The organism is Aureibaculum algae, from assembly GCF_006065315.1.
GTDB classification, from domain to species: Bacteria; Bacteroidota; Bacteroidia; order Flavobacteriales; family Flavobacteriaceae; genus Aureibaculum; species Aureibaculum algae.
On record NZ_CP040749.1, the window covers coordinates 2,841,268 to 2,856,557 of the forward strand.

11 protein-coding genes are annotated in these 15,290 nt (G+C 32.4%); 7 read left to right on the forward strand and 4 right to left on the reverse strand.

The genetic code is table 11. The annotated features are described in order from the left end of the window. Positions 1-47: 47 nt before the first annotated feature. Positions 48-1,406, forward strand: coding sequence for an NAD-dependent succinate-semialdehyde dehydrogenase (locus FF125_RS11900; RefSeq protein WP_138949970.1), 1,359 nt, complete (start codon positions 48-50; stop codon positions 1,404-1,406). Here the strand turns inward: FF125_RS11900 and FF125_RS11905 are convergent, their stop codons facing one another. The 3 genes from FF125_RS11905 to FF125_RS11915 all read right to left on the reverse strand — a co-directional run bounded on the left by FF125_RS11905 (position 1,407) and on the right by FF125_RS11915 (position 4,009). Next, positions 1,407-1,790 carry an arsenate reductase family protein gene (locus FF125_RS11905; protein ID WP_138949971.1) on the reverse strand — a complete coding sequence of 128 codons (384 nt, stop codon included), beginning with the start codon at positions 1,788-1,790 and terminating at the stop codon, positions 1,407-1,409. Positions 1,791-1,815: 25 nt separating this feature from the next. Then, positions 1,816-2,838, reverse strand: coding sequence for an AI-2E family transporter (locus FF125_RS11910; protein ID WP_138949972.1), 1,023 nt, complete (start codon positions 2,836-2,838; stop codon positions 1,816-1,818). Between the two features lie 259 nt (positions 2,839-3,097). After that, positions 3,098-4,009 carry a YihY/virulence factor BrkB family protein gene (locus FF125_RS11915; protein ID WP_138949973.1) on the reverse strand — a complete coding sequence of 304 codons (912 nt, stop codon included), beginning with the start codon at positions 4,007-4,009 and terminating at the stop codon, positions 3,098-3,100. Positions 4,010-4,550: 541 nt separating this feature from the next. Between FF125_RS11915 and FF125_RS11920 the strand changes: the two genes are divergently transcribed. From FF125_RS11920 to FF125_RS11945, 6 genes are all read left to right on the forward strand, one after another. After that, positions 4,551-5,927 (forward strand): 3-keto-disaccharide hydrolase, encoded by a 1,377-nt coding sequence (locus FF125_RS11920; RefSeq protein WP_394344095.1) that lies wholly within the window; start codon positions 4,551-4,553, stop codon positions 5,925-5,927. 10 nt (positions 5,928-5,937) lie between these two features. Next, the gene (locus FF125_RS11925; protein WP_138949974.1) at positions 5,938-7,281 is read left to right on the forward strand and encodes a Gfo/Idh/MocA family protein; all 1,344 of its coding nucleotides are present in this window, start codon (positions 5,938-5,940) and stop codon (positions 7,279-7,281) included. 25 nt (positions 7,282-7,306) lie between these two features. Then, positions 7,307-8,503 (forward strand): Gfo/Idh/MocA family protein, encoded by a 1,197-nt coding sequence (locus FF125_RS11930; RefSeq protein WP_138949975.1) that lies wholly within the window; start codon positions 7,307-7,309, stop codon positions 8,501-8,503. Between the two features lie 20 nt (positions 8,504-8,523). Continuing rightward, positions 8,524-10,758, forward strand: a complete 2,235-nt coding sequence (locus FF125_RS11935; RefSeq protein ID WP_138949976.1) for an alpha-L-rhamnosidase-related protein — start codon at positions 8,524-8,526, stop codon at positions 10,756-10,758. A 27-nt stretch (positions 10,759-10,785) separates the two neighbouring features. Next, complete coding sequence (locus FF125_RS11940; RefSeq protein ID WP_250629573.1) at positions 10,786-12,318, forward strand: sialate O-acetylesterase; 1,533 nt, start codon at positions 10,786-10,788, stop codon at positions 12,316-12,318. A 72-nt stretch (positions 12,319-12,390) separates the two neighbouring features. Beyond that, positions 12,391-13,710 carry a family 43 glycosylhydrolase gene (locus FF125_RS11945; protein WP_138949977.1) on the forward strand — a complete coding sequence of 440 codons (1,320 nt, stop codon included), beginning with the start codon at positions 12,391-12,393 and terminating at the stop codon, positions 13,708-13,710. On the opposite strand, the gene FF125_RS11950 is transcribed toward FF125_RS11945, so the two are convergent. Further along, positions 13,699-15,270: a solute:sodium symporter family transporter gene (locus FF125_RS11950; protein WP_138949978.1), complete on the reverse strand. Its 1,572-nt coding sequence runs from the start codon at positions 15,268-15,270 to the stop codon at positions 13,699-13,701. The two genes, FF125_RS11945 and FF125_RS11950, sit on opposite strands and share 12 nt — an antisense overlap. Positions 15,271-15,290 lie beyond the last annotated feature (20 nt).

Below are 15,290 nucleotides of genomic sequence, written 5' to 3' on the forward strand. Positions count from 1 at the left end.
CCGATGTAAGTATCGATAGCCTACAAGGTTGCATAAAATATATACCAATGAAAAAAATTAAAACAATTAACCCATTTAACGGAAAATTGATTGCAGAATATGAACAACATTCTAAAAAAGAAATAAGTCAAATTCTTGACAAGGCTCAAGTTACTTTTGAAGAATGGAAAAAAGAAGAAATTTCAGAAAGAGTTGCGTTACTAAATAATCTTAGTGATTTATTAATTCGGAAAAAAGCTGAATTGGCACAATTAATTACGACAGAAATGGGAAAACCCATTAAGCAAAGTGTTGCCGAAATAGAAAAGTGTAGTTCGGTTTGCGAGTTTTATGCGATAAATGCAGATGATTTTTTATCGGATGAACTTATTGATACAGAAGCTCAAGAAAGTTTTATTAGTTACGATCCTTTAGGATGTATTTTAGCAATTATGCCTTGGAATTTTCCATTTTGGCAAGTCTTTCGTTTCGCAGCACCAACATTAACTGCTGGTAATACAGCCATCTTAAAACATGCTTCCAATACTACAGGATGTGCCTTAGCTATTCAAGATTTATTTATAGAGGCAGGTTACCCTGAAGGTTGTTTCCAAACCGTTTTAACTGATCATAAGAGCATTGAAAAAATTATAGAAAATGATATTATTAAAGCGGTAACTTTAACAGGAAGTGAAAAAGCAGGAAGAAAAATAGCAGCAATTGCAGGTCAAAACTTAAAGAAAACAGTCTTAGAATTAGGTGGAAATAATGCGTGTATTATTTGGGAAGACGCTGACTTGAAGACCTATATAGATACCATGGTTAATGCTAGAATGTTAAATGCAGGTCAAAGCTGCATTGCCGCAAAAAGGTTTATTGTTGTTGATGCTATTTATGACGAATTTTTAAAACAATTTACAGCGAAAATAAAAACGCTAAGATCAGGTGACCCTATGGAAACAAGCACTGATATTGCAACTATGGCTAGACCGGATTTAGCAAAAAAAGTCCAAGAACAAGTTAATGAATCACTCATAAAAGGGGCTACAATTCACATTGGAAATACATGCGACAGTGCTTCTTACGAACCTACAATTATTACTAACGTAATAGCTGGTATGCCCTTATTTGATGAGGAAATTTTTGGCCCCGTAGCAGCAATTATCAGCGTAAAAGACAGAGCTGAATCAATAGCAGTGGCGTCAACTACTAATTTTGGTTTAGGAACCATGCTTTTTACGGAAGACATTGATGCCGCTAGAATGGAAATAGAAAATATTAATGATGGCTCCTTCTTTATCAATGAAATGACCAAATCAGATGCTAGATTACCTTTTGGCGGTACCAAAATTTCTGGATATGGCAGAGAACTTTCAAAAGAAGGTATGTTAGCATTCGTAAATGAAAAAACAATTTATATTAAATAGTTATTCTTTATTCAAATATTTTGCAAAATCAGAAGGAGTCTTTATTTGTATTACTTTGTGACCATGTATTACGATAGGATAGGTAATAATTATGGGGTGCGTTTCGATCAATTTTAACCAATAGTGTTCCTTTAAATTCATCACTTTATTTCCGTAAATTTTTACAAAATCTGGATGATTTACATTTACCAATTCAGAAATAGACATTTTTAAATGATCTGCTATTTCTAACCACTGCGTTCCCGTTACTTTCGTTGTGGAAATATCAATAGGTAGCACTTTTTTCTCAGAAACCTCTACAAACGGTAACGTTTGCTTACCAATTGAGGTTTCTGAATTGTAATACAATTTTATTTGTCGGTTATCTTTTGATATTACCCCCATATTTCTCTTGATTTAAATGTTGTTTTTATAATTTTTCAATTTTCTTATCGCTATATTCTTTTTTATAAATTTTTAACATTACCAAAAATAAACTTAATAATAGCGGACCGAAGATTAAGCCTATAAATCCGAATAATGGTACTCCTATTATAACTCCTATTAAGGTAATTAAAGGGTGCACATTGTCTAATTTTTTTAATACAAAAAGTCGTATCAAATTATCTGTAGAACCTACTATAATTATACCATATAACAGTATACCCCACGCCTGAAAAGCATCTCCATTAGCATAGGTTAAAATAAATGCGGGCACGATACCTAGCAACCCACCTACAAAAGGTATCATTGAACCAACAGTAACCATAACAAACCAAAAAATAGGATTTTCAATTCCGAATATAAAAAAACCTATAAGTGCAACAACCCCTTGTGAAATAGCCACCAAAGGAATTCCCAGTGCATTCGATCTTACCATTTTACTAACATCCTCACCAATAATTTTCAAATTATCTTTACCTAAAGGAATATATTCAAACAGACTTTCTTTTAATTTTCTTCGGTTCGTTAACATATAAAACAGCAAAAAATACATTATAAAAACAGCAAGTATTACTTCAAAAGTACTACCCGCAAAACTTTGCAATTTGCTCGATACAGCTGAAGACACTTCTGAAGTATCTATTTTAGAACTTAAATCGAACCCCACATAATTCTGAATATTTTCTAGTTCAATTTTTAAAGCATTTAGTACCCGCTCCGAGTTCGTAGCTACATCACTAATTTTATTGCCCAACATAAAAACAATTCCTGCAACAGGTAACATGATTCCAATAAAGGATAATGATAATAAAACAATAGCTGCCAATTGAGAGTTCCAACCTTTATTTACCAATCGTTTCATAGGCTTACGTAATAACACGTAAATGGTTATAGCTCCCAAAACACCTGACAAGTAAGGCAACATCTCAAAGAAAATAAGAATTCCAATAAAAAGTAATACAAGTAATAGAAACAATTGATTGATTATTTTGGGACTGATAAATTTCACTGTCGTTAATTTTAAAGATTTGTAGTTATTTCATCATTTTAAATTACTCATCAATCATTTTTTCTCCTATTATTAATTTCTAAATTGATAAGTGCTAGTCGTACTAATTCTAAATACCTTGAATTTGTCATGATTTGCTTGTTGTAAAATTAAGATTAAGGACTTTTAGATTTTAACCTTTTTAATTAATTTGTTAACCGTAACGCTGAAAAAATGAAGATATAACTGCCTAGTTCTAATTAAAATAAGAACAAGTAGGCTATTTTTTAATTTTGAACGAATGCGAAGTTGGCTTAATTCCAAATCCATATTTTTCTGAAAATACCCATGTAAATTCAGCTCCAAAAAATAAAATTAAGCAAGAGTAGGACACCCAAAGTAATATTAAAACAACAGTTCCTGCAGTACCATAGGTTGAATCAAAATCTGCACGACCAAAATACAGTCCTAATAGAAACTTCCCTAAGACAAACAACACCGCTGTAATTATCGCACCAACCCAAACCGATTTCCATTTAATTTTGGCATTTGGTAAATACTTAAACATTAAAGCAAAAAGTACCGTAATAATACCTAGAGATAATATAATATCTAAAATGTAGGCTAGGTAAACTATAAAGTCCGGAAAATTGCGGTTTAAAAAATTAGCGAGGGCAGATAAACCTGCGGTGATAATAAAACTAATCAATAATAAAAATCCGATTACTAAAATAAAAGTAAAACTTCTAGCTCTATTAAGCAGCATTCTCCAAAATTTCTGTTGAGGTGCTGAATCAATTTTCCAAATTTGATTTAAAGAAATCTGCAAATGATAAAAAACACCAGAAGCTCCAAATAATAGCGTACCAATCCCTATTATCGTTGAAATTAAATTTTTATCACCTTCTTGCGTTTCTGAAATCATGCTTTCAATAGCATTGGCAGCATCCTTTCCCAAAGCACTGGATATCTCATTGGTCAACTCACCTTGAACAATATCTTGACCCCAAATAGAACCAATAACATTTACAATGATTACTAATAAACCGGGCATCGATAAAATGGCATAATAAGCAACCACAGCACTCAATCTAAATGGGTTTTCTGCATCCCAAGCTTTGTAAGTTTTAACCAACAAGGAGGGTAAATCTGCTATTTTGAATTTTGATGATGGTTGTGTAGTGTTTTCCAATTATATATAGTTTTAAAAAGTAATGGAAAATTAACTTTTTAAAAAAAAATTAATAACGCTATCGATTAATTATTTAACGCAAAACATAATTACATTATAGAATACGCTAATCCATCATTAATTTAATGAATAAAAAATACAATCTATTATATAACCTAAATTTTCCCTTAATACATTCATAAATCCTATTCAATTGAGTGAATTAATCATGTATTTGCATAAATTATCCATACTAAATTGAGAGAATATGGCTACTTTTATACCTTATTAGACAAAAACATTTATCATTATAAGCAAGAATGCATGCATTCTAAAAATAGGTTTATTTTTAGTTGTTATCATTTTATTAAATAGTTTTAAATAATATATATCATAAGACAGGCTAAATATGTTTTAATGTTTAATGAGGTTTTTAAAGAAAACAGTACAGTACAAGATTGAGTTTAAGTAATCAAGGTCTATTATTGATCTCAATTAAAAAAATAGGAAGTACACATTATAAAAATAATATAGGTAAATAAAATAATAAACATTGATCATTATGAATAACAAAGCAAATATGCTAAAACTAGCATTATTTTTAACAGTAATAATTGGATTTTCCAGTTGTACAAAAGCAGAAGTAGATGATACCCCTTGGGTAGAAATATTTGATGGAAAAACCTTAGATGGTTGGTCAATCATTGGAGGAAAAGCCACTTATGCTGTTGAAAACAATTCAATTGTTGGTAGAACGGTTAGAAATACCCCAAACACCTTTTTAAGGTCTGACAAAATGTATGGAGATTTTATACTTGAATTAGATTATAAAGTAGATTCTACGATGAATTCGGGAATTCAAATTAGATCTAATAGTTTTCCTAATTATAGAAATGGTCGTGTACATGGTTATCAAATTGAAATTGATCCTTCTGAAAGAGCATGGAGTGCAGGAATTTATGATGAAAGTAGACGCGGATGGTTAAACCCTTTGACAGATAATCCTGAAGCTCAAAAAGCATTCAAGCAAAATGATTGGAACCATTATCGAATAGAAGCTATAGGAGATACCATTAAAACATGGATAAATGAAATTCCTGCAGCCTACCTCATTGACGACAAAACGGCTTCTGGTTTTATTGGACTTCAAGTACATAGTATACATGAAGATAAAGCCGAAGGCACAGAAATTATTTGGAAAAATGTAAAAATACTTACAGATAGCCTACAAAAATATTCAAAAAAATCTCCTTTAAAACCTATCATAACGAAAAATCAATTGACAATAGACGAAGCTAAAAGTGGTTGGAAATTACTTTGGGATGGTACATCAACGAAAGGATGGAGAGGTGCTAAACTTGATAAATTTCCTGAAAACGGATGGGAAATAACAGATGGTATTCTTACGGTTTTACCTTCTGGAGGTGCAGAATCTGCTGCTGGTGGTGATATTGTTACGGATGATTTATATGGCAATTTTGAACTTAAAGTTGACTTTAAACTAACTCCAGGTGCAAATAGTGGCATAAAATATTATGTAGATACCAATATTAATAAAGGAGCGGGATCTTCTATCGGGTTAGAATACCAAATACTTGATGATGACTTACATCCTGATGCAAAATTGGGTAATCATGATGGTAGTAGAACAGTGAGTTCATTATATGATTTAATTCAAGCAGATGTTAATAAACCTATTCATCCAATTGGTGAATGGAATACTGCCTATATCATTTCAAAAGACAATCATGTAGAACATTGGCTTAATGGTGTAAAAGTACTAGAATATGAACGCGGTAGTGATGACTTTTTGAAATTAGTTTCTGAAAGTAAGTATGTAAAATGGCCTAAATTCGGATTACTAGAAAAAGGTCAAATTCTATTACAAGATCATGGTGATAGAGTATCTTTTAAAAATATAAAAATCAAATCAAACTAAACCCAACAATATGTCAAGTAGAAGAAATTTTATAAAAAAAGCTGCCGTAGGTTCGGCAGGCATCGCATTAACTAGTAACTTAAATGCAATGAGTGCAAAAAGTTATTCAAAAATAATTGGTGCCAACGATCGAATTCATGTTGCTATTCAAGGCTTAGGACGACGTTATGGTGCATATATTCCTGCAATAGCAGCTAAAAGTAGTAATGTTGAGTTGCTTTATTTATGTGATGTAATGAAAAGTCAACGTGATAATGCGGCATTAAAGTTTTCAAAGGTAGTAAAGGATAAATTTAAATTAGAAAATGACATTCGAAATATTATTAATGATAAAAAGGTAGATGCGATTTTCATGGCAACTCCCGATCATTGGCATGCACCTGGTGCATGTATGGCTATGCAAGCTGATAAACATGTGTATTTAGAAAAACCTTGTAGTCATAATCCAAGAGAAGGAGAGTTATTAGTGGCCTATCAACAAAAATATGGAAAAATGGTTCAAATGGGGAACCAACAACGTTCTTCATTACAATCTCAAGAAATTATTAAAGAAATCCATAATGGTATTTTAGGAGATGTATATGAAGCTACTGCATTTTATACAAGTAATAGGGGGCCTGTACCGCATCAAGAAAAAACCAACCCACCTGAAGGTTTAGATTGGGAACTTTTTCAAGGACCAGCACCAAGAAGAGAATACACTCATGATACTTGGAATTATAACTGGCATTGGTATGGATGGGATTATGGTACTGCTGAAATGGGTAATAATGCGACACATGAATTAGATATTGCTCGTTGGGCATTAGATGTTAAATATCCTGAAAGTGTGTCTGTGAATGCGGGTAAATTTCATTACAAAGATGATGGTTGGGAAATGTATGACACTATGGAAGCTGAATTTAAATTCTCTGGAAACCGAACCATCAAATGGGACGGACAAAGTAGAAATGGTTATCAAAAATTTGGGGCAGGAAGAGGTACCATTATTTATGGTTCTAAAGGGTGCGTATTTATAGATCGAGGTGGTTATAAATTATTTGATAATAAAGGAAAACTAATAAAAGAAAATATTAATAAAGGAGCAGAAGCCGGTAACACGCTTGGCGGAGGTGGAGATATTTCTACTCAACATACCTTAAATTTTTTCGATGCAATAAGAGGTAATGCACCACTCACCTCACCTATCGAACAAGGTGTAATCAGTCAACAACTTACCCACTATGCAAATATCGCTTCAAGAATCGATAGTGCCTTTGAGGTAGATGAAACGACAGGAAGAATTTACAATAGAGAAGCTATGAAATTATGGTCAAGAACCTATGAACCAGGTTGGGAAATTAAAGCTATTTAAATACTTCCTATATTAAATTTTGATTATGGATAGAAGGAAATTTATTAAGCAAAGCGGAACAGTATCTGCAGCTTTATTAGGAACATCATCAATTTTAGCTGGTGTTGGTTATGGTTTTAGTGATGATAAAAACATAAACATTGCTGTAATTGGCACTGGCGATCGTGGTAAGGGATTAATGCCACTATTAAAGAGCATAGAAAATGTAACCCTTTATGCATGTTGTGATATTATTCCATTCCGCTTAGAAGAAGGTTTAAAACGGGCAGGTGACAATGTAAAAGGATATTCTGATTACAAAAAACTATTAAAAGACAAAGCCATTGATGCCGTTATTGTTTCTACTACATTTAGCATGCATGACGAAATAGCCATGGCTGCCGTTAAAGCAAATAAGCATGTGTATTGTGAAAAAACATTGGCAAAAGGTTACGATGGAATTAATAATTTATTAGAGAGTGTTAAATCTTCTAATTTAATATTTCAATCTGGACATCAATACCACTGTTCAAAATTATATGAACATATAGTTGCCCTTATCAAAAAAGGTAAAGTAGGAAAAATAGCTGCTTTTGAGTGTCAATGGAACAGACATGGAGATTGGAGAAGAACAGTTGATCATCCTGACATGGAACGCATTATAAATTGGCGGATGTATAAAGAATATTCAGGTGGGCTTACCGCTGAGTTATGTTCGCATCAAATAGACTTTGTGAATTGGGTTTTAGAAGCTAATCCTGAAAAAGTAATGGGGACTGGTGGTGTAGATTATTGGAAAGATGGTCGAGAAACGTATGATAATGTTCATTTAATTTATAGCTATCCCAATGGTGTTAATGCCAAATTTTCTTGCTTAACAAGTAATGCAAATGAAGGGTATCAAATTAAAATTATGGGTGATAAAGGTACCATTCTACTTGATTATGATAAAGCAACGTTTTACCCGGAAGGTAAAACAAAAGCGGTACAACAAGATGTTGACGGCGTTTCTGGAGCTACTGCAAAAGCAAAATATGGCTATGGCGAGGTAATACATATTGAACATGAAGAACCAACAAAGCAAGCCATGATAGATTTTAGAGATAACATCTTGAATAATACCATGCCAAAATCTAATGTTATTACAGGAGCAAAAGCTGCCATTTGCGTTCAAATGGGTTTAGATGCCATGTATAATGAGACTATTGTACATTGGAATCCGAAATTCAACAATTTAGGTTAACAAAATCGATTATAATTTTTATGAAAATAAATTTATTAGTGAAGCATTTTTTGCTTAAAAATTCAGTGCGTTTCATTTTATTATTCATTTTAATTATATGTATAAATTGTAAAGTTAAAGCAGACCAAACAGAAGTTGGTAATCCAACAGCACCTACTGGACTAACCGTAGAGAATATTAGGAATACTACAAATGTTAAAATAGTAGATAAAACACCTGAATTTGGGTGGATTATTCCTAGCACTACACCAATTCAAAAAGCCTATCAAATAATAGTATCTTCTTCTAAAGAAAATTCTAATATTACGAAAGGTGATGTTTGGGATTCAGGAAAAATAATAGGTACTGAATCTTTTAATATTTCATTTAAAGGAAATGCATTAAAAGAAGGTCAAACTTATTTCTGGAAAGTTAGAATATGGAATAATGCAGATCAAGAAAGTCAGTATTCAGAAATACAGGCATTTCAAACCGGCAGTCAAAACAATATAATTACAACTGCCAATAGTCTTAAAATGGATTCTATAAAACCTACAGTATTTGAGAAAATCTCTAAAACATCCTATTTTGTAGATTTTGGTAAAGCAGCATTTGCAAATATCTCATTTTATTATAATGCCAAAAATAATGACACTATTAGTGTTCGTATAGGAGAACAGTTAGAAGGTACTAGAATAAATAGAAATCCCCAAGGAACCATTCGCTATCAAGAAATAAAAATTCCTGTAAGTCCTGAAAAAAAATCTTATATATTACCTATAAAGCCGGACAAAAGAAATACGAAAGTGGGAGCCATAATACTCCCCGACTCTTTCCCTGTATTGATGCCTTTTAGATATGCAGAAATTGAAAATGTAAAAGAACCAATAGAAAAAAATGCATTTACACAATTAGCCTTTCATAGTTATTGGGACGATTCAGAAAGTAATTTTCAAAGTTCAGATTCCATTTTAAACCAAATTTGGGATTTATGTAAATATTCAATAAAAGCAACAACATTTGCAGGCGTCTATGTTGATGGTGATAGAGAACGAATTCCGTATGAAGCTGATGCGTATCTAAATCAATTAAGTCATTATACCACGGATAGAGAATATGCTATGGCTCGCCAAACTATAGAATATTTTATGGAACATCCTACATGGCCAACAGAATGGCAATTACATGTGGCGTTAATGTTTCACGCTGATTATATGTATACCGGAAATACAGAACTCATTGAACGATATTATGATGAATTAAAGCACAAAACATTACTAGAATTGAGGCGAGAAGACGGACTAATTAGTTCTTCTAATGCAACACCTGAATTCATGAAAAAATTAGGTTTTAAAAACCCCAAAGACAAATTAAAAGATATTGTAGACTGGCCACCTGCTCAAAAAGATACTGGTTGGAAGTTAGCAACTAAAGAAGGTGAACGTGATGGATTTGTTTTTACGCCTATAAACACCGTTGCAAACTGTTTGTATTATCGCAATTTAGAAATAATGATAGAATTTGCACAGTTGCTTAACAAACCAAAAGAAGTTACATTTTTCAAAAATTTAGCACAACAGGTAAAAACTTCCATAAATAGTAAATTACTTGATGCTGAAAGAGGTTTTTATAAAGATGGTGAAGATACAGAGCATGCCTCATTACATTCAAACATGATGGCCTTAGCTTTTAATATTGTACCCAAAGAAAATATTTCAAGTGTTGCTGAATTTATTAAAACAAGAGGCATGGCATGTAGTGTCTATGGTTCTCAGTATTTATTAGATGCCTTGTATAATGCTAATGAATCCGATTATGCATTGCGTTTATTAACATCAACAGAAAACCGCAGTTGGTATAATATGATTCGAATAGGCTCTACCATAACCCTTGAAGCTTGGGATATGAAATATAAACCAAATGCCGATTGGAACCATGCATGGGGAGCAACACCTGCAAATATAATACCTAGAGGTTTATGGGGTATTCAACCTAAAACACCTGGTTTTAAAATAGCGACTATTAAACCACAATTGGGTAATTTATCTCATTCCAAAATAAAAGTTCCTACTATACATGGAAGTATTATTGCTGAATATGAAAAGAGTAACCCATCAGAAATGAACTTTTCTATTGAAATTCCAGGTGGTATGACGGCAGAATTTATTTTACCTGATAACATACATGAAGTTTACGTAAACAATAAAAGTATACAACAACAGGGTTCAGTAATCCTACTTAAAAGTGGTAAAAACACTATAAAAGCAACGTTTTAATGTATTAAATTACTAAAAGATTTAAGAATGAAAAAAAACATTATAATTACTACCCTTTTATTTCTATTCTTATTTCAATTTACCACGGGATACACTCAAGAATTAAAACCATCAACGTTATTCTGCGATAATATGGTTTTACAACAAGGAATGGACGTTCCTGTTTGGGGCACTTCAAAACCCAATGAAAAAATTACGGTGAAATTTGCCAACCAAACTAAATCTACTATTGCGGCAAGTAATGGTAAATGGATGGTGAAGTTAGCCCCTTTAACTGTTTCAAAAACAGGAAGAGCAATGAGTATTACTGGAAGTTCTGAGATTATACTATCTGATATCCTCGTTGGTGAAGTATGGATCTGTTCCGGTCAATCGAACATGCAATTTTCGGTAAAAGCGGTTCCTGAAATAGAATCACTTGTGCCTTTTGCCAAAAATATTAGAAGTTTTGAAGTAAAAAGAATAGTATCTTTTAAAGAGGAAGATAATGTAATTGGTAACTGGTCAACTACCCTTCCTAGCAGTGCAGTAGCTTTTGGATTTGCTTATTTTCTAGAAGCTATAGGTGATGTTCCGGTTGGAATTATACATGCTTCTTGGGGCAGTTCTTCTATTGAAGCTTGGATGCCAAGAGATATGACCAAAGAATTACCATATTTCAAAACGATTATGCATGCTTTTGATAAAGATATAACTACACATAACAACATCCAAAAGTCTCTAGATGCTAAAAATGGCTGGACACGTAATGAAGATATTTTTATGAGGCGACAACCAAATATTTTGTATAATGCCATGATAAAACCATTAGCCCCTTATGCTTGCAGAGGATTAGTATGGTATCAAGGTGAACGCAATACCCGATATCTTTCTGGAGTCCCTGAAGTTACCGAAAAGAACTGGTTTCATAATGTTATTGGAATGAAAGAATATGGAACTGTTTTAAAATTATGGATTGAACGTTACAGAAAAGAATGGCATAATGATAACATGCATTTTTCAATTGTAATGTTACCCGGTTATGGTAAAGGTACTGCTGCTAATCCTGATATAGATTCTAAAAGTCCAACGGCAGCATCCTGGGCATGGATGAGAGAATCGCAATTAAAAGCATTAGACTTACCAAATACGAGTGTTGTGAATACAATTGATCTGGGTGATGAAAAAAATATTCATCCAACAGATAAATTTCCTCTAGCTCAACGGTTGGCTTTGCAAGCCGCTAAATTCACACTCAATAAAAACGTTGTTGCTGAAGGTCCTATGCTTGATTCTATTGAAATTAATGACAACACTTTAGTAGTCCATTTTAAAAATAGTAAAGGCTTAAAAACTACAAATAAGAAAGCTCCAACAGGATTCTGGATTGCAGACAACTCTCTAAAATGGGAAATTGCCGATGCTAAAATTGAAGGAGAAACGGTATTGCTCAATACTACAAAGCTTAAAAAACCACTATACGTTCGTTATGCATTTGCTGGAAAGCCTGATGTTAATTTAGTTAATGATGCTAACTTACCTGCCTATCCATTTAGAACAGATATTCAAACCACTAATTAATATTGAATTCAAAGCAAAGTTACTTTTGCTAGAATTACCAATGCTTATATGCCAAATAAACTAATCGCATAAATGAAAACTTATAACAATCGTATTCTTCTATATAGTACAATGTTCGGACTATATTTTTTTGGAGGAATTGTAAACGCTCAAAATCCGATTACTACTTTTAAAGGAATTTCAGACCCACACATTCGCGTTTTTAATGACACTATATATCTCTATAGTGGACATGATGCTGATCCCAATGATAAAACCTGGGTTATGAGAGATTGGCGTGTTTTTGCCACAACGAATCTATTAGACTGGAAACATGTACAAACTATATCTCCTAAAGATAACTATATGGATGATAATAGTGAAGATTGTTGGGCTAGTGATGCCAGTGCGAGAAATGGAAATTATTACTTTTACTTTTCTGATAGAAAACGTGGCATTGGTGTTATGAAAGCAAAGCATCCTACTGGTCCTTTTACAGATGCGTTGCATAAACCTTTAGTTTCTCCATTACACGACCCTACGCTTTATACAGATGATGATAAAAATAAAACGCCTTATCTAATTTATGGAGATAAAACAGATGCATATTATATTGTTAAGTTAAATAATGATATGATTTCTACGGCCGAAACTCCCAAACCAATAGAAATAAAAGGAGATGCTTGGAAAAATGCACCTGAATGGATGGATAAAAACTATCTTTTCAAATATAAAGAGTTATACTATTTAAGTTGGGGAAATCAATATGCCGTATCTAAGAATATTTATGGTCCTTATGAATGTGTTGATGCTGTTGGTACAGGATATAAGTTGGGTGAATTTGCACATGGTAGTTTTTTTTGGTGGAAAGGTCAGTTTTATCATATTTGGTGTTATTACATACGAGATGGATATAAGTTTAGAGAAAGCATTATAAGTTATTGCCATATTGATGATAATGGACATATAGTAACCGACACCAACTTCTTAGATAAACATTTTAGCAATGGCGTTGGTCAGTATAACGCATCATGGAAAAAAATTGAAGCAGAATGGTATTATGAAAAATCATCAAATATAGAAAAGCGAGGGCTTAAGAATAAAGGATTTCGATTGACCAACATAAAAGATGGAAATTGGATTCGATATGCTGAAATGTTATTCAAAAATGAAAATTATGAATTTCAACTGCAACTAAATAGTGTTCAGGGCAAAGGCTTTTTAGAAATAAGACAAGGTAATTTATCTGGTCAAATTTTAGGAAGAATACCTATTGACTCAGATAATTTGCAAAAGAAATACATCTTAAAAAATATGCATTGCTTAAAAGGTAAAACAGATTTATATTTAACATTTAAGGGAACCGAAGACTTTAATGTAGCGTTAGATTATTTTAACTTCTTAAGAAAGTAATACGTAAATTAATATCGTTAAGGTTACAAGTATTAGTCCTGCCGTTTTTACAGCTGGCCACGATTTTTCATCAGAACCTTTATCCATATAAGGATGCTCTTCAACTGTTGGAAATAAGTAGGAGACTAAGAACATGATGATAAAATTAAGCACAAATTCTATACCCCAAAGGTGAACAAAATGGATATTTAAATCTAAAATAAATGTGGTTAAGATGTAAAAGGTAAATCCAAAAAAGAGTCCTGCCTTTGCCCCTTTCGTGTTAATCTGTTTAAAAAAGATACCCGCAATAATTATTGATGAAATAGGAATAAAAAAGATACCATTTAATTCTTGAAGTAGTTGGTATAAACCTTCTGGAGCATAAGCTACCATCGGTGCTACACAGATAGCAATTATGGCTAAAACTACAGAAGACAATTTTCCATATTTCACTAATTTTGCATCTGAGACATTCTTATCTATTATCTTTTTGTAAATATCTAAGCAGAAAATAGTACTGGCTGAGTTTAAAACACTGTTAAAAGTGCTCAATACTGCTCCTAAAATAACAGCTGCAAAGAACCCATATAAATACGTAGGTAACACTTTTTTTACAAGCATAGGGTAAATTAAATCAGGGGTTTCATAATATTGATCTTGAAAATAATAGAATGCTATAAGACCTGGTAAAACTATAATCGCCGGAACAAATAACTTTAAAACTCCTGTATATATCAATCCTTTTTGTGCTTCTACTAAGTTTTTTGCACCAAAAGCCCGTTGAATAATTGCTTGATTCATCCCCCAAAAATAGAGCTGGTTAATCATTAAACCTGTAAATAATACAGAAAACGGAAGCACAGAATCAGGTTTTCCAATAATATCAAATTTATCAGGAGCAAAATCATAAACAGTACTCAATCCGGTAAGTATATTACCATCACCAATTTGATAAAGTGCAATCGTTGGGATCAATAAACCACCAAGCATCAATCCTATTCCATTTAAACTATCCGAATAGGCAACCGCTTTTAACCCCCCAAAAACGGCATAAAAAGATCCAATAATCCCTATCACCAAAACTGTGTAAATCAGTGAGTACTCTTTAGAAATATTGAAAATACTTGAAAAGTCAAACACACTTTCTATATTAATGGCACCAGAATACAAAACAATGGGTAATAAGGTGATGACAAACGATGACATTAATAAAAAAGCAACTACCGAACGTACAGCTCCATCAAAACGTTTTTCTAAAAATTCAGGTATTGTAAAAATACCCATTTTCATAAATTTAGGAATGAAATAAATTGCGGCAATCACTAAAGCTATGGCTGAGGTTACCTCCCAAGCAATTATAATGATACCATTTTTATAGGAGCTTCCATTCATACCTATTAAATGCTCGGTAGAAATGTTAGTAAGTATCATAGAACCTGCGATAATAGGTCCCGTTAAACTTTTACCTGCTAAAAAATACCCTTTTGATGTTGTGAATTTATCTTTACGAAGTTTAAAAACAGTGTAAAATATTACAAAAAATGTAAATCCAAAAAAACCTAAATAGGTATAAAGCATATCAAAAAGTGGTATTTAGT